The sequence below is a fragment of the Allosalinactinospora lopnorensis genome, from assembly GCF_000981225.1.
In the GTDB taxonomy this organism is placed as follows: Bacteria; Actinomycetota; Actinomycetes; order Streptosporangiales; family Streptosporangiaceae; genus Allosalinactinospora; species Allosalinactinospora lopnorensis.
This window is the reverse complement of the sequence record NZ_LAJC01000001.1, coordinates 145,961-169,742: the sequence shown is the minus strand read 5'-3', so window position 1 is coordinate 169,742 and position 23,782 is coordinate 145,961. Positions and strand designations below refer to the sequence as shown.

The 23,782-nt window shown below is 69.9% G+C and carries 20 protein-coding genes; 9 read left to right on the top strand and 11 right to left on the bottom strand.

The genetic code is table 11. The features are described 5' to 3' along the window. Window positions 1-188 precede the first annotated feature (188 nt). The 3 genes from serA to VS93_RS00785 all read left to right on the top strand — a co-directional run bounded on the left by serA (window position 189) and on the right by VS93_RS00785 (window position 4,845). A complete protein-coding gene (gene serA, locus VS93_RS00795) occupies window positions 189-1,775 on the top strand; it encodes a phosphoglycerate dehydrogenase (protein WP_046468091.1) in 1,587 nt (528 codons plus the stop codon). Window positions 1,776-2,389: 614 nt separating this feature from the next. Next, complete coding sequence (locus VS93_RS00790) at window positions 2,390-3,454, top strand: 3-isopropylmalate dehydrogenase (RefSeq protein WP_046468090.1); 1,065 nt, start codon at window positions 2,390-2,392, stop codon at window positions 3,452-3,454. A 272-nt stretch (window positions 3,455-3,726) separates the two neighbouring features. After that, window positions 3,727-4,845 (top strand): branched-chain amino acid aminotransferase, encoded by a 1,119-nt coding sequence (locus VS93_RS00785; RefSeq protein ID WP_046468089.1) that lies wholly within the window; start codon window positions 3,727-3,729, stop codon window positions 4,843-4,845. A 68-nt stretch (window positions 4,846-4,913) separates the two neighbouring features. On the opposite strand, the gene VS93_RS00780 is transcribed toward VS93_RS00785, so the two are convergent. Together VS93_RS00780 and VS93_RS00775 are read right to left on the bottom strand one after the other, a co-directional pair. Beyond that, on the bottom strand, window positions 4,914-5,909 hold the full coding sequence (locus VS93_RS00780) for a saccharopine dehydrogenase family protein (protein WP_046468088.1): 996 nt from the start codon (window positions 5,907-5,909) through the stop codon (window positions 4,914-4,916). A gap of 125 nt (window positions 5,910-6,034) precedes the next feature. Then, a complete protein-coding gene (locus VS93_RS00775) occupies window positions 6,035-6,385 on the bottom strand; it encodes a hypothetical protein (RefSeq protein ID WP_156184632.1) in 351 nt (116 codons plus the stop codon). Window positions 6,386-6,669: 284 nt separating this feature from the next. On the opposite strand from VS93_RS00775, the gene VS93_RS00770 reads away from it, so the two are divergent. Both VS93_RS00770 and VS93_RS00765 read left to right on the top strand, forming a co-directional pair. Continuing rightward, window positions 6,670-7,476 (top strand): helix-turn-helix domain-containing protein, encoded by an 807-nt coding sequence (locus tag VS93_RS00770; RefSeq protein ID WP_082126522.1) that lies wholly within the window; start codon window positions 6,670-6,672, stop codon window positions 7,474-7,476. Further along, on the top strand, window positions 7,473-7,712 hold the full coding sequence (locus tag VS93_RS00765; RefSeq protein WP_046468086.1) for a DUF397 domain-containing protein: 240 nt from the start codon (window positions 7,473-7,475) through the stop codon (window positions 7,710-7,712). The genes VS93_RS00770 and VS93_RS00765 overlap by 4 nt, the downstream gene beginning before the upstream one ends. 62 nt (window positions 7,713-7,774) lie before the next feature. Here VS93_RS00765 and VS93_RS00760 read toward each other — a convergent pair whose 3' ends face one another. The 3 genes from VS93_RS00760 to VS93_RS00750 form a co-directional block, all read right to left on the bottom strand. Beyond that, on the bottom strand, window positions 7,775-8,146 hold the full coding sequence (locus VS93_RS00760; protein WP_046468085.1) for a DUF4180 domain-containing protein: 372 nt from the start codon (window positions 8,144-8,146) through the stop codon (window positions 7,775-7,777). A gap of 201 nt (window positions 8,147-8,347) precedes the next feature. Further along, window positions 8,348-9,187 carry an alpha/beta fold hydrolase gene (locus VS93_RS00755; RefSeq protein WP_046468084.1) on the bottom strand — a complete coding sequence of 280 codons (840 nt, stop codon included), beginning with the start codon at window positions 9,185-9,187 and terminating at the stop codon, window positions 8,348-8,350. Further along, the gene (locus tag VS93_RS00750) at window positions 9,184-9,615 is read right to left on the bottom strand and encodes a helix-turn-helix domain-containing protein (RefSeq protein ID WP_046468083.1); all 432 of its coding nucleotides are present in this window, start codon (window positions 9,613-9,615) and stop codon (window positions 9,184-9,186) included. The genes VS93_RS00755 and VS93_RS00750 overlap by 4 nt, the downstream gene beginning before the upstream one ends. 365 nt (window positions 9,616-9,980) lie before the next feature. Here VS93_RS00750 and cimA point away from each other — a divergent pair, with 365 nt between their 5' ends. Continuing rightward, window positions 9,981-11,621: a citramalate synthase gene (gene cimA, locus VS93_RS00745; protein WP_046468082.1), complete on the top strand. Its 1,641-nt coding sequence runs from the start codon at window positions 9,981-9,983 to the stop codon at window positions 11,619-11,621. Window positions 11,622-11,667: 46 nt separating this feature from the next. On the opposite strand, the gene VS93_RS00740 is transcribed toward cimA, so the two are convergent. The 3 genes from VS93_RS00740 to VS93_RS00730 form a co-directional block, all read right to left on the bottom strand. Next, window positions 11,668-12,483, bottom strand: coding sequence for a DUF3152 domain-containing protein (locus VS93_RS00740; RefSeq protein ID WP_046468081.1), 816 nt, complete (start codon window positions 12,481-12,483; stop codon window positions 11,668-11,670). 133 nt (window positions 12,484-12,616) lie between these two features. After that, window positions 12,617-12,967 carry an antibiotic biosynthesis monooxygenase family protein gene (locus tag VS93_RS00735; RefSeq protein ID WP_046468080.1) on the bottom strand — a complete coding sequence of 117 codons (351 nt, stop codon included), beginning with the start codon at window positions 12,965-12,967 and terminating at the stop codon, window positions 12,617-12,619. Between the two features lie 160 nt (window positions 12,968-13,127). Continuing rightward, window positions 13,128-14,804 (bottom strand): cation:proton antiporter, encoded by a 1,677-nt coding sequence (locus VS93_RS00730; protein WP_046468079.1) that lies wholly within the window; start codon window positions 14,802-14,804, stop codon window positions 13,128-13,130. Between the two features lie 810 nt (window positions 14,805-15,614). Here VS93_RS00730 and VS93_RS30830 point away from each other — a divergent pair. Next, the gene (locus tag VS93_RS30830) at window positions 15,615-16,136 is read left to right on the top strand and encodes a hypothetical protein (RefSeq protein ID WP_236700272.1); all 522 of its coding nucleotides are present in this window, start codon (window positions 15,615-15,617) and stop codon (window positions 16,134-16,136) included. Window positions 16,137-16,378: 242 nt separating this feature from the next. On the opposite strand, the gene VS93_RS00720 is transcribed toward VS93_RS30830, so the two are convergent. Next, the gene (locus tag VS93_RS00720) at window positions 16,379-17,113 is read right to left on the bottom strand and encodes a YsnF/AvaK domain-containing protein (protein ID WP_046468143.1); all 735 of its coding nucleotides are present in this window, start codon (window positions 17,111-17,113) and stop codon (window positions 16,379-16,381) included. Window positions 17,114-17,768: 655 nt separating this feature from the next. Between VS93_RS00720 and VS93_RS00715 the strand changes: the two genes are divergently transcribed. Beyond that, window positions 17,769-20,084: a trehalase-like domain-containing protein gene (locus VS93_RS00715; RefSeq protein WP_046468142.1), complete on the top strand. Its 2,316-nt coding sequence runs from the start codon at window positions 17,769-17,771 to the stop codon at window positions 20,082-20,084. A gap of 193 nt (window positions 20,085-20,277) precedes the next feature. Here VS93_RS00715 and VS93_RS00710 read toward each other — a convergent pair whose 3' ends face one another. Further along, the gene (locus tag VS93_RS00710; protein WP_046468078.1) at window positions 20,278-21,621 is read right to left on the bottom strand and encodes a sensor histidine kinase; all 1,344 of its coding nucleotides are present in this window, start codon (window positions 21,619-21,621) and stop codon (window positions 20,278-20,280) included. Next, window positions 21,618-22,316 carry a response regulator transcription factor gene (locus VS93_RS00705; RefSeq protein WP_046468141.1) on the bottom strand — a complete coding sequence of 233 codons (699 nt, stop codon included), beginning with the start codon at window positions 22,314-22,316 and terminating at the stop codon, window positions 21,618-21,620. The genes VS93_RS00710 and VS93_RS00705 overlap by 4 nt, the downstream gene beginning before the upstream one ends. A gap of 249 nt (window positions 22,317-22,565) precedes the next feature. Here VS93_RS00705 and VS93_RS00700 point away from each other — a divergent pair, with 249 nt between their 5' ends. Continuing rightward, window positions 22,566-23,768, top strand: coding sequence for an ABC transporter ATP-binding protein (locus tag VS93_RS00700; protein ID WP_046468077.1), 1,203 nt, complete (start codon window positions 22,566-22,568; stop codon window positions 23,766-23,768). Window positions 23,769-23,782: the final 14 nt, after the last annotated feature.

Below are 23,782 nucleotides of genomic sequence, written 5' to 3'. Positions count from 1 at the left end.
CCCCGGCGTCACCCCGCTGACCTGCGGCGATAGTGTGCTTCCTGGGAGTTTCCGCCCCCTACCTCCTTCCCGTAACCCACCGGCACAGTAGACTTTTTATCGGCCGTGCGGCCGAAGAGTAAGTTATGGAGTTCGTCCAAGGCCGCTGCGAACAGTGGCCACGTCGCAACCCACATAAGGATTTAGCTGTGCCCAAGCCCTCCGTTCTCGTCGCGGAAGAACTCTCGCCCGCCGGAATCGCGCTGTTGGAGGAGGATTTCGAGGTCCGCCGTGTCGACGGCGCAGACCGCTCCCAGCTGCTGCCCGCCCTCGCCGGAGTCGACGCCCTGATCGTGCGCAGCGCGACCAAGGTCGACGCCGAGGCGCTGGCCGCGGCTTCCAATCTGCAGGTGGTGGCGCGTGCGGGCGTGGGTCTGGACAACGTCGACGTCGACGCGGCGACGAAGGCCGGCGTGCTCGTGGTGAACGCGCCCACGTCCAACATCGTGAGCGCCGCCGAGCAGGCCATCAACCTGCTGCTCGCGTCGTCGCGGAACACCGCCCCCGCGCACAACGCGCTCATCAAGGGGGAGTGGAAGCGTTCCAAGTACACCGGTGTGGAGCTCTACGACAAGACCGTGGGCATCGTCGGCCTCGGGCGGATCGGCGCCCTGGTCGCCCAGCGGCTCGCGGCCTTCGAGACCCGGATCATCGCCTACGACCCCTTCGTGCAGCCCTCGCGTGCCGCGCAGATGGGCGTGGAGATGGTCAGCCTGGACGAGCTGCTGCGGAGCAGCGACTTCATCAGCATCCACCTGCCGAAGAACAAGGACACGGTCGGGCTGATCGGCGACGAGGCGCTGCGGAAGGTCAAGCCGAACGTGCGCGTCATCAACGCCGCCCGGGGCGGCATCCTCGACGAGGACGCGCTGTACCGGGCACTGAAGGAGGGGCGCGTCGGGGGCGCCGGTATCGACGTCTGGGCCAAGGAGCCGTGCACCGACAGCCCGCTGTTCGAGTTCGAGAGCGTGGTGGTCGCCCCGCACCTGGGCGCCAGCACCGAGGAGGCCCAGGAGAAAGCGGGCACCCAGGTGGCCCGGTCGGTCAAGCTGGCGCTGTCCGGCGAGTTCGTTCCCGACGCGGTCAATGTCCAGGGCGGTGCCGTGGCCGAGGACGTCAAGCCGGCCCTCCCGCTCACCGAGAAGCTCGGCCGGATCTTCACATCGCTCGCCCGCGGTGTGGCCAGCCGGGTCGAGGTCGAGGTCCGGGGCGAGATCGTCGCGCACGACGTCAAGGTGCTGGAACTGGCGGCGCTCAAGGGCGTGTTCCTTGACGTCACCGAGGAGACGGTCACGTTCGTGAACGCCCCGCTTTTGGCCAAGGAGCGGGGCGTCGAGGTCACCATGACCACCAGCGATGACAACTCCGACTGGCGCAACCTCGTCACGGTCCGCGGGATCCTGCCCGACGGCCAGCGGGTCTCGGTGTCGGGCACGCTCACCGGGCCGCGCCACTACGAGAAGCTCGTCGAGATCAACGGCTACGACATGGAGATCGGGCTCAGCGAGCACATGGCCTTCTTCTCCTACGACGACCGCCCCGGCATCGTCGGGAAGGTCGGCGCGCTGCTCGGCGAGGCCCAGATCAACATCGCCGGCATGCAGGTGAGCCGGGACCAGCAGGGCGGCAAGGCGCTCATCACGCTGACCGTCGACTCCGCTATTCCGGACGACACCCTTGAGGAGATCTCCAAGGAGATCAAGTCGGTCTCGACCCGGCAGGTCGACCTGGACTGATCCCGGGCTCCGCACATACTGAAGGGCTGTCCGCCGGAACGATGCGCGGACAGCCCTTCAGCGTTTTCGGTGAACACTCCTTCCCGTCGGAGTGGCCGGATAGTTGGCCTTCCGATAGTCTGTCTTCCAACGAGTTGGTGCGCCGGTAATGATGCCGGCACTCCGCGCGAACGACCGCCGTCCCCACATCGATCTGGCGAGAGCGGCGGCTCTTCCCGGGCAGGCGATCCCACCGGAATCCGCGCGGTTCACCCGTGCCCGCACGCGACCCCGGAACGACCGGGGGACGACCACGCGTGCGCGTGAGCCGGGTTCTCCACAGTGTCCACCCTGATCCGGCCCTGTCCGGGCCGCCGGACTCGGATCTGCCCCGCGAGGAGGATCGCCATGTACGAGATGACCCAGGAGGCTCCGGCCGAAGCGGAAGACGAGGCCACCCGGGCCGTGCAGACCGCGTTGGACCGTCGTGACAACGGCGGCTCCGCGGGTCGCTAGGCTTGTCTCATCACCGCTTTCGCTCATCTCAATACCGAGAAACCGGTTGTCGGCGTCCGCAGGGGCGCCGACACCCGTGAGTGCCGAGACCATTGTTGAAGTAGAGGCTGGGCTGTTCCATGGCTGCTCGCACCGTTAAGTTGGCCGTCATCCCCGGTGACGGAATCGGGTCCGAGGTGGTGGCGGAGGGACTGAAGGTCCTCTCCGCCGTCGCCCCGAAACACGACTTCGCGCTGGATACCACCGAGTACGAGCTCGGTGCCAAGAGATGGCACGCCACCGGGGAGACGCTCCCCGATTCGGTGGAGGAGGAGCTCCGCGGCCACGAGGCCATCTTCCTGGGGGCCGTCGGCGACCCCTCGGTGCCCAGCGGCGTCCTGGAGCGGGGTCTGCTGCTCCGCCTGCGGTTCGCGTTCTCGCACTACGTGAACCTGCGCCCGGTCCGGCTCTACCCGGGCGTGTCCACCCCCCTGGCCTCCACCGCGTCCGACGACATCGACATGCTCGTCGTCCGCGAGGGCACCGAGGGCCCCTACGCGGGCATGGGCGGGGTGATGCGCAAGGGGACCCCGGGCGAGATCGCCACCCAGGACAGCGTCAACACGCGTCTCGGCGTGGAACGCGTCGTGCGCTACGCGTTCGAGAAGGCCGCCGCCCGCCCGCGCAAGAAGCTCACCCTCGTGCACAAGGACAACGTCCTGACCTTCGCGGGGGAGCTCTGGCAGCGCGTCGTCCGCGAGGTCGGCGCCGAGTACCCGCAGGTCTCGGTGGACTACTGCCACGTCGACGCCGCCACCATGTTCTTCGTGTCGCAGCCGGGGCGCTTCGACGTCGTCGTCACCGACAACCTGTTCGGTGACATTCTCACCGACCTCGGCGCGGCCGTCGCCGGCGGCATCGGCCTGGCCGCGAGCGGCAACATCAACCCGGAGAACGACTTCCCCAGCATGTTCGAGCCGGTGCACGGCTCCGCCCCCGACATCGCCGGCCAAGGGAAGGCCGACCCCACCGCCACGATCCTGTCGTCGGCCATCATGCTGGAGCACCTCGGCCTCGACACGGCCGCCCGCCAGGTCGAGCGCGCGGTGGCCGAGGACCTGCACGCCCGGGCGAAGGACGCCAGCGAGCGGTCCACCACCCAGATCGGCGACGACATCGCCCGGCGAGTAACCGAGCAGGGCTGAGGCCACCCGCCTCGGCCCTGCACATCGGGCAGGCGGCACGGCCGAGGCGGACGCGGAACCCCGGTAGCCAGCGGGCGTGCCAACGGCACGCCCGCTGGGCGTTTCGGGCGCGCGCCACCCCGCAACAGCCATGTCCGGCCCGCGTGCCGCCCTTCGACGCGCCCCGACCCGGCAGGGGGCCGCGGTATGGCCCGGGTGCGTCTTTTCCGTCACACTTGATCCTGGGCCGGCAGTGTTGCCGGTCTGGTGTACCCGAGAGGACCTAATCACTCATGAACAGCAGCACCACCACAAGCGGGTTGGCGTTCGAGGTGCGGCTCTCGCCCCAGCGGAAGACCCCGCAGGAACGAGCGGCCCTCCTGGAGAATCCCGGGTTCGGCAACGTATTCACCGACCACATGGTCACCGTCCGCTACACGGAGAGCAGGGGTTGGCACGACGCCCAACTGGAGCCGTACGGGCCGCTGATCCTCGACCCGGCCACCGCGGCCCTGCACTACGCCCAGGAGATCTTCGAAGGACTGAAGGCCTACCGGCACCCGGACGGCACGATCGCCTGTTTCCGGCCCGAGGCCAACGCGGCGCGGTTCAACCGCAGCGCCCGGCGCATGGCCATGCCCGAGCTCCCGGAGGAGCTCTTCATCGGAGCCATCGAGACACTCATCCAGCACGACGGGGAGTGGGTCCCCACGCAGGAGAACAGCAGCCTCTACCTGCGTCCCTACATGTTCGCGACCGACGTCGGGCTCGGGGTGAACAACCCCTCCCGCAGCTACCTGTTCGTGCTGATCGCCTCGCCGTCCGGCCCCTACTTCTCGGGCGGGATCAAACCGGTCACGGTCTGGCTCAGCGAGGACTACACCCGCGCCGCGCCCGGCGGCACCGGCGAGGCGAAGTTCGCGGGCAACTACGCCGCGAGCTTCCTGGCCCAGGCCCAGGCGGTCGAGAAGGGGTGCGACCAGGTCGTCTGGCTCGACGCCCTGGAGCACCGCTGGGTCGAGGAGATGGGCGGGATGAACCTGTTCTTCGTCTTCGGTTCCGGTGACGACGTCCGGCTCCTCACCCCCGAGCTCACCGGGACGCTGCTTCCCGGCATCACACGCGACTCGCTGCTCAAACTCTCCTCCGAACTCGGCATCGCCGCCGAGGAGGGGCGGATCTCCACCGAGCAGTGGCGCGCGGCGGCGCAGAGCGGCGAGCTCACCGAGGTCTTCGCCTGCGGTACCGCGGCGGTCATCACGCCGGTCGGCCACGTCAAGGGCTCCGGCGGCGAGTTCTCGATCTCCGACGGCACGCCCGGCCCGCTCACCATGCGCCTGCGCGAGGAGCTCGTGGCCCTGCAGTACGGCACCCGCCCCGACACCCACGGCTGGGTCCGCAAGGTGGGTTAAGAGGCCGTCCCCACCCCGCCGATCTTGAGCACACGGTCGCTTCAACGTGCTCGGAAGGAACGCTCAGCTCAGGATCGGCGGGGAGGGGCGCCGAGGTCGAGCGCGAAGCCGTGGGACGCCAGTTCGGTGAGGAATTCGGCGGGGTCGACGAGCCGCTCGATGTGGTGGACGCCCGCGGGCAGATCGGGCAGCCGCCGGAGGAGCAGTGCGGCGGTGAGACCGGTCGCGCGGCTCTGTCGGCGCCCGCCGAAACTCGCCCGGGCCGTGCCCGAGCGGGCGGTCACCGCGAAGCCGTCGCCGCCGAGGTGGAACCGGGACAGCGTGTCCAGCAGCAGGTCGTGCACCCGCGGGCGGCGCAGCAGGCGCGAGACCGCGGGGTGCCGCGCGGCGACCAGCAGGGTGGTCGTGGCGCGGGAGTCCAGGCACAGGCCGGTCCGCACCCGCTCGACCCCGAGGCTCTCCGGCAGGGTGTACTGGTCGGAGAAGGGGAATCGGTAGACCGTGCGTTCCCCGAAGGGGCCCGGGAAGCGCATCCGCCACGATCCCTCCAGCCGGCCCAGACCGTCCAGGGTCCAGGCCAGCGCTGCGGGTCCGTGCCGCTCCCCGGAGCCGATGAGCACCCCGATCTCCACCTCCGCCGCCCCTGAGCGCTCGGCGCAGGACGCCGCCAGCAGGTTCGTCACGCCGGGTGCCAGGCCCACACTGAGCACGGCCGTCGCGCCGTGCTCGCGGGCCAGGCCGTCGAGTTCCCCGATCCCGGCGAGCAGCCGGTGCGTGGCCGAGACGTCGAGGTAGCCGGTGCCCCGTTCCAGGCAGGCGCGGGCGATCCGGGCGTTGTCCAGCTCCGCGCACATGAGGACCGCGTCGACGCCGTCCAGCGCGCGGGCCAGGTCGGCCTCGTCCGCCGCGTCCACCCGCATCGCGGTCGCGCCGGGGACGGGCCGCGCGGTGTCCGGGTCGCGCCCGGCCACGACGACGGCGGCCTCGGGGAGGAGCCGCACCAGCGCCGCCGCCGCCTCGCGGCCCACCGCGCCGTACCCGCCGAGTATCAGGATCCTGTCCATGATGTGTCTCTTCCCCCGTCCCCGCCCCGTCAACGGACAGCGGGTACGACCCGTCATCCCGCTGACGCTTCTCGACGGAATCGGGCCTGCCCAGCGCCGGGCAGGCCCGGTTTCCTATCAGTGAGTCAAGTGGGGTTGCCGCACCAGTGGCAGGCGGTGCGGGGCGCGGCGTTGGCCGAACCGCACAGCGAGCAGAAGCGCATGGCGCCGCGGACATTGGCGATCTCGGCCTGCATGCGCTGTTCGGCCTGGAGCCGGGTATGGCAGCGGTGCAGCGCGGCGGCGGCCAAGTGGCAGGCGGCCGCCCAGCGCTCCAGCAGCTCCAGCAGCTCCACCCGGGCCGAGACGTCGGCGGTCCCGGCGGAGAACACGTACTCCCGGCCGTCGAGAGAGAAGGCCACGTTGCGGCCCTCGGGATCGACCCGCACCGCGAGCGGCGCGGTCGCATCGGGACCGGACGCGGGCGGGGCTATCACCGTACCCCCGAGCGTGAGTCAGGCAGACCAGCACATAGGGCCGCATCCGGCCCCGCTGACTCCGATACGCCCGCACCGGCCGCGCGGCCGGTAGTCTGTTCCCGCTCATCTGGCACCTCCAGGTGGGCCATGCCCCGGGACGGGTCACAGCCGTCGCCGGGGTCTTCTTGTGTTCGAAGGTCTACAGTGCCAATTTGTATTCTGGCCTGCCATGTTTTCCACAGTTCCGTGGAGAATCATAGATTTATGAGACACGACGGGAATCACGGTGGAACCATGTAGTCATGGCTGAGACACGAGATCCTGCGTGGGAAAGATTCGGAGCTGAGGTCCGGCGACTACGTGAACTATCTGGGGGAACTCAAACTGACCTTGGGCGTAGTGCGCTCATGGCAAAAGCGACGATGAGCGCCATCGAGAGAGGGACGAGAGCCCCCAAACAGCGCCAAGCAGAAGCCCTCGATACAGCGCTGTCTACGGACGGGGTTCTCGCCCGGCTGTGGCAAGAGATCACCAATCAGCGCAAGGTCCCCGAATGGTTTAAGGACGTTCTGCTTCTGGAGCAGAGATCCCGCGTGATCCGTGAATACGAGCCCACCGTTATCCCCGGTTTGCTCCAGACACCTGACTACGCTCGGACAATGATCGGCGCGCGGCACACCAGGAAGAGCCAGGAGGAGATCGAAGAACTCGTTGAGACCCGTACGAGCCGCCTGCCGACGATCCGGAAAGAGCGCCCCCTGCTGCTGTTCGTCATCAGGGAGACCGCGTTCGCCCATGTGGTAGGCAGCGAGAAGGTCATGAAGGAGCAATTGGGACACATCACTACACTTGCGGAAGAAGGCATCGTTCAGGTTCAGATGCTCCCTCCCAGTCGGGTCACTGCTGGGCTCTGCTCTCACTTCCGGATCAGTACCCTCAGCACGCCTCAGTCCGTCATCTACTTCGAGCACCCGCTGGGAGGCGAGACCTACGACGCCTCAGAGCACGTCGAGGAGATGATGACCTTGTTTGGACAGCTTCAAGCGGAAGCTCTTCCACCTTCCTCCTCTATTGAACGCATTACGAGGATGCAAGGTGATCTCACATGAGGGCATGGCGCAAGTCCAGTTACAGCCAGAACTCCGGTGGCAACTGCGTCGAGGTGGCTGTCCCCTGGCGCAAGTCGAGCTACAGCACCGGTGGCAGTGCCAACTGCGTTGAGTGCCGTACGGAGCATGAACGGGTGCTGGTCCGGGACACGCGGCATCGGCGGGTGGGGCACCTGGACTTCAGCGCCGCCGCGTGGACCCGCTTCCTGACCGCCGTGCGCCGTGACGAGGTGTGACTCCGTTTACCCCGACCGGATCGAGGGTGCTCGGTACTGGTGAGAGGCCATCCCCGTCGAAGTCAGCGGGGTAGGCCGCGCAGCCGGGCGTCGAGCGCGTCGAGGTCGGGGAGGAACCACACGTGGTCGGCCCGGTTCGACTCGTGGACGAGGGCGCGCAGGGCCGAGCTGGCCGCCAGATGCCGGGAGATGTCGCCGATGACGGCCAGGCGCATCCGGTAGTTGCGGAACTTCTGCATGACCTCGCCGGCGAAGCGGGTGTCCAGAGAGAAGAAGCGCTCGTCCAGGCGGTCCGCGGGAACGGCTACCACCTCGGCGCCGATGTAGGCCGCGCCGATCAGGTCCAGCGCGTCCTGCGCCGTGGCCACCTGGGGCCCGGCCGGGTCGCACACCAGCACCGGCACCCCGGCCCGCTCCCGTATCACGTCAGGCACGGCCGACCTCCCGGAGGTTCACGCCGGGGCTGCCGGTGAGCACGGCTTCGAGCGGGTGCGGCACGTCGGCGGCGACGCCGCCCGGTCTCACGATCGCCATACGGTACTGCTCCTCGTGACGGTCAGGTCGGTCCGGCCGTGGCCGGCGGGAACCGGGGCGACCGCCGCCTTCCCCGGTCGTGAACGGATCGCAGTGGCGGGTCAGCCGCGCAGGAACGCCAGGACGGAATCGGTCTGGTCGAGGATCGAGTGCCCGACCTCGGGCAGGAGGGCGACGGTCGCGTGCGGCACACACTGGCGCATGCGCCGGGCGGTGTCCTCGGAGTCGAGCATGGCGTCGCGGCCACCGATGATCACCAGCACGGGCATGGTCAGGCGGCGCAGCGCGTCGTCGGTGAACACGGGCAGGCGCTGCGTGCGCGGCTTGAAGTGCGTGAAGGTCAGCACCAGGTGGTCGAGGACGGGCCGGGCTTGCGGGGCGTCCAGGCCCGTGACGATTCGTGCCGACCGGCGCAGCCCCCAGCGCCCGAAGGGGCGCAGGAGCAGGGCCTTGGCCATCCAGCCCGTTTTCTGTCTGCCCAGGCCGCCGGGGCACAGCAGGGCCAGGCGTGTCACCCGCTGCGGCCGGCGGGCGGCGTAGTCCAGCGCCAGCCAGCCGTCCAGGGAGGCCCCGACGATCGAGGTGCTCGTGATGCCGAGGCCCTCCAGCACATCGTCCAGCCACAGCGCATAGGCCTCGGAGGCCAGGGGCGGGCGGGACGGCGTGCTCAGGCCCGGCTCGCCGATGAGGTCGAGGGCGTGGACACGAAAGTGCCGCGCCCAGGAGGTGATGTCGTTTCGCCACATCGTGGTGTTCGTCCCCGAGCCGTGCAGCAGCAGCACGGGCGGCGCGTCCTTCGGGCCGCAGACGAGGACGAAGGTCTCGCCCTCGCGGGTCGGTACCCGCACATGTTCGGCGGCCACCGGCCAGGTGCGCAGCACCTCCCGGTAACGCCGCCGGATCTCGTCCGCGCCGGCCTCGGACCTGTAGATCGTGCTCATGATGCGAGAACCGCCTCGATGTAGTCGAACAGCCGGGCGGTGTCGCCCAGGCCGCCCAGGACGATGATCTTCATCCGGGCCCTCTCCTCGTCGTAGGCCGTCTCGATCCGCAACGGCTGCTCACCCGGGCCGCGGTTGGCGGCCGAGCCCATCAGCAGGGTGGTCAGGCGGTCGGCCGTTTCGGGGCTGACCGCGTCGATCTCGACGATGCCCGACACCTCGGTATGCCGCTGCCGCCTGGCCGTGTCGCGCGGGGACGCGGGCGCCGAACGGCCGGTGAAGGCTTCCAGATCCTCGTGCGCGATCCGGTACTGCTTGCCGATGCGGACCGCGCTGAGCCGCCCTTCGCGCACGTAGTTGCGGATGGTGCGCACATGCAGCCCCAGGCGTTCGGCGACCTGTTCCACGGAGTAGAAGCGATCATTCACGAAAGTACTCTAAACTTCTCTGTCGAGGGACACAATAGGGAAAATCTGAGGAAAATAGGGAGTCTTGCCGGGCGGTGGAGACGGTCGTGAAGTTAATCCCGCTTGCCCCCTCCGCGGGTGGCATTGACTTCACGAAGGCCGCCGCGGGTGAGGGCGACCGCCCGGGGAACGCATGGTCCTCCACCGGCCCAGCGACTCGTGTGGCATACTGGGGCCCGTGCCGTCTCAGGTGATCATTATCGTGAGGCGCGCTGGCTGAAACCGGACCTCGCCAGCGCGCCGACCTCTCGTGTCCACGAGAGGTCTTTTTATTGGGCTGGCGAGGCCCCCATCACCACACGACGCGTTCGACCCGGGAGCTCCCCATGCCAGACGACAGTTTCCACGTCTTCGACACGACCCTGCGCGACGGCGCCCAGCGTGAGGGCGTCAACCTCACCGTCGCCGACAAGCTCGCGATCGCGAAGCTGCTCGACGAGTTCGGCGTGGGGTTCATCGAGGGCGGCTGGCCGGGAGCCAACCCCAAGGACACGGAGTTCTTCCAGCGGGCTTCACGAGAGCTCCCGCTGAGACACGCGCAACTCACCGCCTTCGGCGCGACCCGCCGGGCCGGTGCGCAGGCCGCCGACGACCCTCAGGTGGCCGCCTTGCGCGACTCCGGGGCGCCGGTCGTCACCCTGGTGGCCAAGAGCGACGTCCGCCATGTCGAGCGCGCCCTGCGCACCACCCTCGACGAGAACCTGGCCATGATCGCCGACACCGTCGCCCACCTGCGGGACAGCGGGCAGCGGGTGTTCCTCGACTGCGAGCACTTCTTCGACGGGTACCACTACGATCCCGACTACGCGGTCCGGGTGGTGCGCACCGCCGCGGAGGCGGGCACCGACGTCGTCGTCCTGTGCGACACGAACGGCGGCATGCTGCCCAGCGACATCACCCGGGTCGTCACGGAGGTCCAGGAGGCCACCGGGGCCAGGCTGGGCATCCACGCCCAGGACGACACCGGCTGCGCCGTGGCCAACACGCTGGCCGCCGTCGACGCGGGTGTCAGCCACGTGCAGTGCACCGCCAACGGCTACGGCGAGCGGGTGGGCAACGCGAACCTCTTCTCCGTGGTCCCCGCCCTCGCCCTCAAGCACGGCCGCCCGGTGCTGCCCGACGGCTGCCTGCAGGAGATGACGCGGGTCTCCCTGGCCATCGCCGAGCTCGTCAACATCGCCCCGGCCACCCACCAGCCCTATGTCGGGATCTCGGCGTTCGCGCACAAGGCGGGCCTGCACGCCTCGGCGATCAAGGTCGACCCCGACCTGTACCAGCACATGGACCCCACTCTCGTGGGCAATGACATGCGGATGCTGGTCTCCGACATGGCCGGGCGGGCCTCCGTCGAACTCAAGGCCAAGGAGCTCGGGCTCGACCTCGGCGGCGACCGCGAGATGCTGGGCCGCGTGGTCGAGCGGGTGAAGACGCTGGAGCAGGCCGGGTACAGCTTCGAGGCGGCCGACGCCTCGCTGGAGCTCCTGCTGCGGGAGGAGCTGGGCCGGAAGGTGCGCTACTTCGAGACGGAGTCGTGGCGGGTGATCGCGGAGCGGACGGCAACGGAAAGTGCCGCGACGCCTGGCGTCTCCGAGGGCGCCGCCCCGCTCGCGCCGGCGGCCGGCACCGCTGTCAGCGAGGCGACGGTCAAGCTGCACGTCAAGGGCGAGCGCGTGATAGCGACCGCGGAGGGCAACGGCCCGGTCAACGCGCTGGACCGCGCGCTGCGCAGCGCGGTGGAGGGCGTGTACACGGCGCTGGCCGGCCTGGAGCTCACCGACTACAAGGTCCGCATCCTCGAAGGCGCTTCGGGGACCGCGGCCATCACCCGCATCCTGGTGACCTTCAGCGACGGCCGCTCGGAGTGGACCACGGTCGGTGTCGGGGAGAACGTCATCGACGCCTCGTGGATCGCGCTGGAGCAGGCGGTCTGCTACGGCCTGCTCCAGCAGGGCTACCCGGTGCCCTGAGCCGGCGGGCGGACGCGCCGCCTCCGGTGCCGCGGCCGTGCGCGGGTCAGGGGTGCACCCAGCCGTTGGGTTCGCAGCCCTTGAGCCCGAACGTCTGCTGCTGCATGACCGGCGCGGGTCCGCCGTCGGTGTCGCAGTCGACGTGGCCGTGCCCGAGGACGTGGCCGACCTCGTGGTTGACGACGTAGATGCGGTAGGTCTCCAGGTCGCCGTCGAAGTGGTCGACCCCGCTGACCCAGCGGTTCTGGTTGATGACCGCCCGGTCTCCGTTGCTGCAGGAGACGCGGCCGTCGGTGCGGAGCGGCGCGCACAGGGCGTCCACGGTGTCCGGTGCGGCCAGTGTGATGCGGAAGTCCGCCTCGTCCTGGGAGTCCACGCGCTGGAACGAGCGGTCGCCGTCGCCGATCCAGCCGCGTTCGTCGCCGAGGATCACCTCGACGGCCGCGGCGAAATCCTCGGCCTCGCCCGGCAGGTCCTCCTCGACCTCGACGAGGTAGCGCATCGTGGCCCCCTCGCCCGCGACCCCACTCTCCCCCTTGACCACCTGCATTTCCCCGCTGCCGCTGGTGACCTCGTCCACGACGGAGCGCATCAGCACCGGCTCCTTTTCCTCGGCCGGACCGGCCGGGGGCTCGGAGGAGGCGCCGGGGGCCGACAGGGAGCGGTCGGTGTCGGTGCCCGCGTTCTCCTCGGCCGTCGGAAGGCCGATGACCAGGACGCCCGCTCCGGCAGTGATCGTAGCGAGGCCGCTGATGAGGAGCAGGGGGTATCGCCGGCTGCGCCGGTGCTTCGGGCGGCGGCGGGCGGAGCCGCGGTGCGCGGCGTTCTCGTCGAGGAGGGTGCCCGGATCGGGAGTTGACACGGGGGCGGAAACCTTTCAGCGCCGATACGGGGCGGTTGCCCGGCGTCCCAGTGAGGTGAGGCGGTCCGCGGAGCCGCCCCGCTGCCCACAGCACCGGCCGGGGCGCGCACGCGCCCCGGCCGGGGCGCACGGTTCACCCATCGGTTTTGACATGCTGCACCACTTCGTACCCCCATAGTTCGCTGTCGGTCGCCGCCGGACCGCCGCGCCCGTGCCCGTGCCCGGCCTGCTCGGCTTCGGCCGCGGCCTTGGCGTGCCCCTGCTGGAACGCGCGGCTCTCCACCCAGTTCCGGAAGTCCTCCTCGGAGCGCCAGCGCGTGTAGACGAGGTAGCGGTCGGTGCCTTCCACTGGACGGAGCAACTGGAACTCCTCGAAGCCGGGCTGGCCCTCGACCAGTCCCGCACGGTTGGCGAACCGCTCCTCCAGTGTCGCCCGGGAGTCCTCCGGGACGGTCAGTACGTTGAACTTCACCACACTGCCCACAAGGAACCTCTCAACCGTCGCGGTTTCGTCTCGATCGTGTGCGTTCCAGTCTGCTGCACCTTTCGGTCCGGACGTAGTGCGGCGGTTCTGTGATTCTGTCACGCGTCTCTCCGCGCACGCGGCACGTATGCACGATCGGTAGCAATAATATTGCGTAAAGTTACTGCTTGGGGTTCTTTCGTTCACGCTCGCCGTCCGCGGCCGGTGCGGGGCCGACCTCGTCGGAGATCATCGTCAGGGTCTCGGCGGCCGCGGAGGAGAACGGTTCGAGGACGATGTCGGCCCCGGCGGCGCGCAGCTGCGCCGCATCGCGTGCGGTGTGCGCGGTCAGCGCGACCCGCCCCTGGTAGTCGTGGTGGCGGAGCGCGTGGAGCAGCGTCCGGTTCGTCTCGACGACGGGGATCGTGCTGACCACCAGGCGCGCCCGGTTCAGCGGCAGCGTCTCCAGGAAGTCGAGGTCCTCGGCGCTGCCGAAGACAGCGGTGATCCCCTCGCGGTTGTTGGCGCTCACCCGCTGGGGGTCGAAGTCCACCACGAGCATGCGGTATCCGCTTGCGGCGAGGCGGTCGGCGAGGCGGCCGCCGAAGCGGCCGAGCCCGTACTGGATCACGTCGGCGTCGGTCTCCGGGCCGGCGATGTCGGCGGCTCGGCTCTTGCTGCGGTCGAGTGGTGTCAGCCATCGCTGCAGGTACCGGTAGATCGTGTGCGAGTAGAGGATCAGATAGGTCGAGCCGCCGATCGTGATCAGCCCGACCACCGTGATGAGGCTGACCGTCTCGGTGCCGATGTGGCCGAGACTGAACCCGAGCGCGGCCAGGATCAGGGAGAACTCGCTGATCTGGGCGACGGTGAGCCCGGCCAGGAAACCCACCCGCACCGGGTAGCGCATCGCCACCATGATCAGCAGGACGATGATCGGATTGCCGACCAGGACGAACACCGAGAGCACCGCGGCCTCGGTGAACTGGCGGGCGGCGTCGGTGAACTCCAGCTGCGCGCCGAGGTTGAGGAAGAAGAACAGCAGCAGGAAGTCGCGCAGGCTGATCAGGCGGGCACCCAGGGCGTCCCGGTAGGAGGTGGTGGCCAGCGAGACGCCGGCGAGGAAGGCGCCGACCTCGGAGCTGAAGCCGAACCACTCGCTGAGCGCGGCGATGGAGACGGCATAGGCCACGCCGAACAGCACCAGCAGCTCCTGTGAGCGGGCGATGTAGGGCAGCAGCCACGGCAGCACGTAGCGGGTGAGAACGGCGATGCCGGCCAGCAGGCCGATCCCCGTGCCGAGGACCGTCCCGATCTCCAGGGCCATGTTGTTGTCCCCGGTCTGCCTGCCGAAAGCCGTGAGGCCGATCATCACCAGGACCACGACGATGTCCTGCACGATGAGGAAGCCCACGGCGATGCGCCCGTGCAACTGGTCGAGTTCCCGCTTGTCCGAGAGCAGCTTCACGATGATGATCGTGGAGGAGAAGGTGAGCGCGATCGCCACGTAGACGGCGGTCACCGGATCCATTCCCAGGCCGCGCGCGATGAGGTACCCGATTCCCGATGTGAAGACGACCTGGCCGAGTCCGGTGGCCAGCGCGATGGGACCGGTGGTGCGGATCAGGTGCAGGTCCAGCCGCAGGCCCACTAGGAACAGCAGGATCGCGATGCCCAGGCGGGCGAGCAGCTCCATTTCGCCCTCACCGACCACCCAGCCGAACCCGACCGGCCCGACGAGGATCCCCACCCCGATGAAGGCGACGATCAGCGGCTGGCGCAGGAAGGTGGAGAGCAGCCCGGCGACCGCGGCGACCGCGAGAACCGCCGCGAAGAGCCAGAAGTCGTGCGCGTCCATCGGTAGCTCTGATCCAAACAGTCGAGGGGAATCCTTGACCAGCATGGTCATTACTTTTTTACGAGCCGGACCGGCGGTGGGCCCGGCGGGGCCCGGCCGGTGATCCGCTGCCTTTCCCCGCTCACCGGGAAGGAGTAAGCTCGCGGACATGAGCCGACGACATTGATACCCGACTGAATCCCGGATCGCGCGCAGGCTCTACGCCTACGCGTTCCTTGAGGACCTCGTCCTGCTCTACCCGGTCTACGCGCTGCTGTTCGCCGAGACCGGTCTCTCGGCCGCCGAGATCTCCTCGCTCTTCATCATCTGGTCCGTCACGGCCTTCGCGCTTGAGGTGCCGTCAGGTCTGTGGGCCGACGTCTTCTCCCGCAGGTACCTGGTGACGCTCGCGCCGGTCCTCACCGGTGCCGGATACGCGTTGTGGACGTTCGCCCCCTCCTATCCCTCGTTCGCGCTGGGCTTCGTGCTGTGGGGCGCCGGCGGCGCCCTGAGCTCGGGCGCGCTGGAGGCACTGGTATACGAGGAGCTCGCGCGGGCGGGGAGCCGCGGGCGACGGGATGCGCGGGGCGGTAGCGCCGCCTACCCGCGCCTCATCGGCCGGGCACGCGCGCTCGGCACGACCGCGGCCATGGCCGCGACCGCTCTGGCCGCGCCGGTTCTGGCAGCGGGCGGCTACCTGGCGGTGGGATGCGCCAGCGTGCTGGTGACCCTGCTCAGGGTGCCCGTGGGGTGGTCGATGCCGGAGTCCCGCGGCGAGGCGGAACGAGGCGAGGGCTTCACCGAGGTGCTGCGCGGCGGGGCCGCCGCGAGATGCGGCGGGCGCCGCGGGTCCGGGGCGCGGTGCTGCTCGTCGCGGTGCTCGCGGGGATCGCCGGGGCGTTGGAGGAGTACGTCCCGCTGCTCGCGCAGTCGACCGGAGTCGGCGTTCCCGCCGTCCCGTCCCTGGTGCTGCTGGTCATGGCGGGGATGGCGGTCGGCGGCTGGCTGGCGGGGCGGGGAACGCGGTGGGCGGCGCCGGCGCTGGCGGTCGCCGCCGGGTGCCTGGCCGCCGGGGCGCTCAGCGGGCACCCCGCGGGCATGGTGCTCGTGGCCGCCGCGTTCGGGATCCTCGAGTGGGCGATGGCCGCCGCCGAGGCGCGGCTGCAGGACCGCGTTTCGGACCGGGCGCGGGCGACCGTGACGTCGATGGCGAGCCTCGGTGCGGAGGTGGTCGCGATTCTGGTGTTCGCCGCGTACGCGCTGGGGTCCGTCTGGGTGGGGCCGGCCCCGCTCTTCGCCCTGGCGGCCGCCGCCTGCCTGGCCCTCGCCCCGGCCCTGTGGCGCACCGGATAGGCCGGGTCCGCGTGGTCCCGGCCCGCTCCGCGGACGGCGGAGCACGCCGGCGCGGCCATGTGCGCTGGGGTGTCCGGTCCGGCCGGACCGGTACGGCGAAACACCGCTGAAGGTGCGGACACCCGTACGGGACCGCGGCGGCCGCCCGAACGCCTCCGAATCCTGCCCCGAACGCTCCGGAGCCGTCAGGCGGACGCGCGCCGGGGCGGGGCCCGCGATCCCCTTCGCTCGTACCGGAGGCGCTACGCCGGGCGGTCGGGCCCTTCGCCCTCCTCTTCCTCCAGTTCGACGCGCTCCTTGCGCACCTCGCCGCGGACCTGCGCGTCCTCGGTCACCTCTTCCTTGGAGACCTTGATCCTCTCCACGGACTCCGTCCGTTTGGACACGACGGGACGCTCCGCATGGAGGGTGATCTCCTCCTCCTGGGGCTCCATCGCCTGGGGCCCGGGAGCGTCGGCCTCCGTCACGGGCTCACGCTCTACCCGCAGCTCCTCGTGGGTCACGGGGACGGTCTCGCTGAACTCCTCGCTTTCGACCGTCTTGCGTACCCTCGCCTTTCCGGCCTCGCGGCGTTCGACCCCGATGTCGGCCCGTTCCTCCGAGCGGGTGACATAGGAGGCGTCGCTCTGCTGAGGACTCCTACGCCGCTCCTCCTCCATCGAGCCGCGCCCGCCCCTGATATCGAGGCCGTAGTGTTCGTAGAGATCGCGTTCCTCGTCGGACGATATGGGCGTGTCCGCCTCGAAGTGAGGGGCGTCCTTCACCGTCTGCTTGTCGAAGGGCACCTGGAGGTCCTCCTGAACGGGGCGCGCTCCCTGCACGGGAACGAAGCACTCCCGCGTGCCGAACAGGCCGGTGCGCACTGTGACCCACTTCGCCTCCTGCGAGGCGTCGTCGTAGAACACGTGCCCGATCTTGCCGATGTTCTCACCGCTGGAGTCCAGCAGGTGATGACCGATCAGCTCCTGCGGTCGCATGCTGATCACTTCCGTATTCGTGTTGCGGATATCGATGGAGACGGGAGCCGAAGGAGAGCGCTCCCCTTCCTCCTGCCGCCTCCTGAACGCACGTCTACCCTGGTCAACGCATTATCCTACATATGGCGGAACAGATATCGAACCCGGGTGGGCTGTTTAACGGAAATTGGCTCAAAGGGGCGGAGCGCGGAAACCGCTGAGGGGTCCGGCTATGGTGCCGCGGCCGCGGCAGGGGCGGTGTTTCTCGGTTGGGCCGCTTTTTACCCGTTGTCGGAGCCGTGGGATCCTCCCTCGGTCCCTGTTTCCGCCGCGCGGGGAAGGGCGGTTCCGGCGAACAGGTCGCGATCAGCTCGGTAACCGCGGCAGCACGGTCCGGAGCCGGGTTCCTTCCCGGAGAGGCGGGCGTTCTCCCCTCCGCGGGCCGGGCCTTAAAAGTTCCTTAAGCACGGCCTAACGCCTAGTTAGAGGCATGTTGGCGTGGCCGACGGCGACCCTAGCGTCCTTGTACCGGTCGCGGTGATGTGACCGGTTTCATGTGACCCCCGCTGTCGGAGGAAACGAACGTGACTACCCCCCTGGGTTGCTGGAGTTCCGGAGCCGGTCCACGTCCGGGCCGCCCTTCGCGTCGCCCGGGCAGCGGGCCACACCAACGGCGGTGGCGGCTGGCCTGCCTGTCGAGTTGCGCCGCGCGATCGCCGAACTGGCGCGTACCCCGAGGCTGCTCATCACGTGCGACTACGACAAGATCGTGGCGTCCGGCCTGAACGGGGTGTCGGCGTGCCCGCTGCCGGAAGCGGTGCACGCACTGCGCTCCCTTGCCGGGCTGCCCGCGACCTCGTGCGCGGTGATCTCGGGCCGGGCCCTGCCGGACCTGGCGATGGCCTCCCGGCTGCCGGCGGAGGTGCACCTGGTGGGCCGCGATGGCGCCGAGACCGACCCCCGTTTCCCCGTCCCCGCGGCGGAGAGCGCGGGAGAAGCCTTTCAGCCCGGTGAGGAGGGCGATGCTCTGGACGTGCTGCGCACCCAGACCGGCGCGACCGCGACACTCTCCCTCAGCGGGGAGCCGGGGGGCGACGTGGCCGCACGGCTCCTCCGTTCGGAGGCGGAGAGCCGGGCGGGGCGGGAAGAGGCGGCACCCGCGCACCGGATCGGCGATGCCCGCACCGCTGTGCTGCTGCTGGAACTGCTGGCGGAGGAACGCCGCCTGTGGTCGTTCGGTGCCCCCGCGCCGCCGATCGAGCGGCTGTCGATGCTGTCGAACCAGTGGTCGATCGCGCTGCTCGGCCCGGACGCGCGCCTCATGTGGTTCTGCCGTCCGGACCCGGACTCCGGTGCGGTGTTCGCCGAACTGCTCGGCGGGCGCGAGGGCGGGCACTTCGCCATCCGTCCTGACCACAGCGGCCGGCCGCTCGGCCAGCGCTACCTGCCGGGCACGATGACCGTGCAGACCCGGTGGTCGCGCCTGCTGGTCACGGATTACCTCGCGCACGACACCGCGCCGCACCGCACGGATATCGTCAGGGTGATCTCCGGATCCGCGCCCGCGGTCGTGGAGTTCGCGCCGCGCCCCGAGTTCGGCCGGGTTCCGGTGCGGCTGGTCCGTGAGGGCAAAGGGCTCCGGATCCTGGGGGCCGCGGAGTCGATGGTGCTGTACTCGCCGGGGGTGGAGTGGGAGATCAGCTCTGACGGCGCCAATGATGTGGCGCGGGGCGTGGCCCGTCCGGCGCCTGGGCGTCCCGTGCTGCTCGAACTGCGGTGCGGTACCGACGCGCTGTCGCCTCCCGCCGCCTCCGAGCCGCAGCGCCGGGAACACGCCGGGTCGTGCTGGTCGGACTGGCTGGCGGGATTGCGGCTTCCGGAGACCGACCGGGAGCTGGTCGCGCGCTCCGCCCTGACGCTGCGCGGATTGTGCCGGCCGGACGGTGCCGTCCTGGCGGCGGCGACGACCTCACTGCCCGAGGAGATCGGCGGGGTGCGCAACTGGGACTACCGGTACTGCTGGGTGCGCGACGCGGCGCTGAGCGCGCAGGCGCTGGTGTCACTCGGCTCCACCGCAGAGGCGGAGGCGTTCCTCGGGTGGGTGCACAGAGTGCTGGAGAGCCTGCCCGGCCCGGAACTGCTGCGCCCGCTGTACACACTGCGCGGCGACGACCTGGGGCCGGAATCGGTGATCGAAGCCCTGCCCGGCTACGCCGGGTCCAGACCGGTGCGGATCGGCAACCTGGCGGACCGGCAGGTGCAGCTGGACGTGTTCGGCCCGGTCGTGGAGCTTGTCGCCCAGCTCGCCGAGGCGCGAGGTCGGCTTCCTGACGGCGACTGGGACCTTGTCGTCGCGATGACCGAGGCCGTGGCGCGGCGCTGGCACGAACCCGATCACGGGATCTGGGAGGAGCGCCTGGAACCCCGGCACCACGTGTACTCCCGGGTGATGTGCTGGCTCACGATCGACCGCGCGATCCGGTTGGCGCGGCGGCACGGTCGCGAGCTGCCGGACTCCTTGGAGGAGCTGCGCGCGACCATCGCCGCCGATGTACTGGAACGGGGATGGAACGACGAGGTGCAGGCGTTCACCACCGCCTACGACGGAACCGACCTCGACGCCGCCTCCCTGCACATCGGACTGGCCGGGCTTATCGAGCCCAGCGATGAGCGCTTCCAGGCGACGGTGACGGCCATCGAGGAGGAGCTGCGCAGCGGCCCGGCCGTCTACCGGTACCGGCGCGACGACGGCCTGCCCGGCGGTGAGGGCGGTTTCCACCTCTGCGCGGCCTGGTTGATCGAGGCGTACTTGCTCACGGGACGGCGCACTGAAGCGGAGGAGCTGTTCAAGCAGTTGGTAGCCTGCGTCGGTCCCACAGGGCTGCTTCCCGAGGAGTACGACCCAGTGAGTGAACGTTCGCTGGGCAACCACCCCCAGGCGTACTCGCACATGGGGCTGATTCGCTGCGCCCGGTTGCTCGACGGCATGTGAATCCGGCCTGTTGCGCCGTTGTCCGCACAAGCCGCGCTTACCCCCGGCCGCTCCCGCTATCACTCCCATCCCGGCGGATGCGGCCGGTCCTGGCGCCCCCAGATCCCCTCCCCTTCTGGGGGCGCCCCTCCCTCGCTCCGGGCGGTGTGTGCCGTCATGGTGCCGGGCGCGTGGCAGGGGAGGCGCAGTCCGCCTACCCGTTGTTCCGGAGCCGCCAGGCCCGAGGTCCCTCCGACTCGGGGTGCGCCCCCGCTTCGGCGAACCGCAGCCGGATCCGGGCGCCGCCGAGCCTGCCGCGTTCGATGTGCACCGTGCCGCCCGTGCCCTCCACCGCGGACCGGGCGATGTCCAGGCCCAGTCCGGTGGAACCGCCCCCGCTGGCGCCGCGGCGCAGCGCGGCCGCCGGGTCGGCGATCCCCGTGCCGCCGTCCTCCACCACCAGGGTGACCCACCCGGCGTGGGCGACCAGCGCGACCGCGAGCGGCGTTCCGGGGGGCGTGTACCGGAAGACGTTGGTGAACAGGGCGTCGATCACCGCGGTGAGCTCGCTTCCGGTGAGGGCGATGCGCAGCGGGGCTTCCGGGAGATCGATCCCGCACGAGCGCTTCTGGTCCCTGGCGAGCATGCCCCAGAACTCCAGTCGCTCCCGGAGGAGCTCCACGATGTCGCAGCCGTCGGGATCGTGGTCGGGCGCGGCGTGATCGGCGGTGCTCCGGGCGGTACGGATGATGTCGTCCACCCCGTGCTCCAGGGTGGCCACCGCGCTGCGGATCCGTTCGGCCACCGGGCCCGTCCCGGCCTCGGCGTCCAGCCGCAGCGCGGTCAGCGGGGTGCGTAGCTGGTGTGAGACATCGGCGGCCATCTCCCGCTCCCTTTCCAGCAGTTCCTGCACCCGGTCGCCGATGGTGTTGACGGATGCGGCGAGCGTGGTCAGCTCCTCGGGGCCGCTCAGCCTGATCCGGGTCTTCAGATCACCGCGCCCGATCGCCGCGGCGGTGGTCGCGAGGACGTCCATGGCCCCGCGCAGGGAGGAGGTGAGGCGGTCGGCGAGCAGGACCGCGCCGGCCACCGCAGCGGCGGCCAGCAGGAGGACCAGCGCGATCGTGGCGAGGGCGGTGCCCGTCGGTCCGGAACGGGGGCGATGGATCTCCACGACGGCGGTCTCCGCCTCGGCCGTGCGCACCGGCCGCAGGTGCAGGGTTCCGCCGTCGGCCTCGACGTCCAGCTCCGTGTTTCGCGCCGCGGTCCACTGCACGTCGTCGGTGTCGGCGCGGCTCGCCCCGATCGTCGCCCCATTGGGCAGGTGCACGGCGAGCCGCCCCTCCGCCCCGGCCGGGGTACTGGCGATCACATGGCGCAGCACGTCGTCATCGGTGTCGGCCGCGGCGACGGCGGCAACGGTCGACGCCTGCAGGAGCGCCTCGTTGTCGGCTCGCTCGAGTTCCCCTTGCCACACGACCACAGTGATCGCCGCGACCAGGACCAGGGCCACCAGCATGGCGGTCAGCGCGGCGGATCGTGCCAGCAGCCGCCTCACTCCGGTTCCACCAGTTTCAGTCCCACGCCGCGCACTGTGTGCAGGAATCTCGGCTTGGCCGCGGTCTCGCCGAGCTTGCGGCGCAACCAGGACACGTGTACGTCGATGGTCTGGTCGTGCCCGCCGAACGGGTGCTGCCGCCAGACCGATTCGGCGAGCTCGCGCCGGGTGACGACCCGGCCGACCCGCTCCGCCAGGTAGGCCAGCAGATCGAATTCGAGCCGGGTGAGCTCCAAGGGCTGGTCGCCGAGAGAGGCCTGCCGGCGAGCCAGGTCGATGCTCAGCTCTTTGACGGTCAGTTTCTGGCCGGTGTCGCCGTCCTCTCCCTTGGCCGGCCCGCTCCGGCGCAACAGCGCGTTGATCCGCGCGGCCATTTGCACGCTGGAGAACGGCTTCACCACGTAGTCGTCCGCCCCGTCGTTGAGCAGCCGCACCACGGACCCCTCGTCGCCGCGCGCGGTCGCCACGATCACCGGCACGTCGCTGACCCCGCGGAGCATCCGCAGGGCGGCCGCGCCGTCGAGGTCGGGGAGCCCCAGGTCCAGGATGACCAGGTGCGGCTGCTGCTCCGTCGCCGTGCGGAGCGCGTCCAGAGCTGTACCGACCGGGTGAACAACGTGGCCGAGGTCGCTCAGCGCGCGGACCAGAGCCGCCCGCACCGTTTGGTCGTCCTCGACCAGTAACACCGTCGCCATGAAGGAAACCGTAACCAAGATCACGACCGAAGAGGACCGAAGTCCTCACTGTCTGCTGTGCCAACCACTGTGATACCGCCCAATCCGGGCGAATTCGCCTGGTAAGGGATCTTTAAAAGGACCGACATTCCGCCTTAAGGCTGTTTTAGGGCGACTGCAATTAACGTCACGTTCACGCCGGGACGCTAGTGGCGCCCGTCACAAACGGTGCGAGGCCGGAACCACGCCGGCCTGCTGTGAGGAGATGTCGTGGCACAAATTCTGATCAACGAGATGGCCAAGGTGTACCCGGATGGCACCCGGGCCGTCAACGACCTCGATCTGGAGATCCAGGACGGCGAGTTCCTGGTGCTCGTCGGCCCTTCGGGGTGTGGCAAGACCACCGCTCTGCGGATGATCGCCGGACTGGAGCAGATCAGCGAAGGCACACTCAGTATTGGGGAGCGCGTCATCAACGCCGTGCCCGCCCGGGACCGGGACGTGGCGATGGTGTTCCAGTCGTACGCCCTCTATCCCCACCTGAACGTCTTCGAGAACATCGCGTTCGGACTTCGCCTGCGCAAGATCGGCAAGGACCAGATCGACAAGCGCGTACGCGAGGTGGCGGGCGTTCTGGAACTGGAGGAGCACCTCAAACGCAAGCCGGGCCAACTCTCCGGTGGTCAGCGGCAGCGTGTGGCGATGGGCCGCGCGATCGTCCGGGAGCCCCAGGCGTTCCTGATGGACGAGCCCCTGTCCAACCTGGACGCGAAGCTCCGGGTGCAGATGCGCGCGCAGATCGCTCGCATCCAGCGTGACCTGGGTGTCACCACCGTCTACGTCACGCACGACCAGACGGAGGCGATGACGCTCGGCGACCGGGTGGCCGTGATGAAGCGGGGCGTGCTGCAGCAGGTCGGGCCGCCCCAGGAGCTCTACGACCACCCGCGCAACCTCTTCGTGGCGGGGTTCATCGGTTCGCCCGGCATGAACCTGCTCTCCGCGGAGCTGGAGCGCGATGACGACGGCCGGTACCGGGCTCGCATCGGCTCTCAGGCGCTGGAACTTCCCGAGAGCCTGCTGCACCAGCGGCCCGCCCTCCGCGCCTACGCCGGGCAGGAGGTCGTGCTGGGGATCCGCCCGGAGGACATGGAGGACGCCGAGATCGTCGGCGCCACCCGGGGCGCGACCCTGGAGTCGGTCGCGGACCTGGTGGAGGCGATGGGGTCCGACGTCCTGGTGCACTTCCCGATGGACGCCGCCCCGGTCGTCACCGAGGACACCAAGGAACTCGCCCGAGACTCCGGCGCCACCGACGCCGGCTTCACCGGAGCGGAGAAGAAGCCGGTACTGGTCGGCCGGTTCAGCCCGCGCACCCACGTCTTCGAAGGGCAGCCGATCACGGTGGCCGTCGACACCGCGCGGCTGCAGTTCTTCGACCGGACCAGCGGAATGTCGATCTTCGACGACTGACTTCGACGACTGAG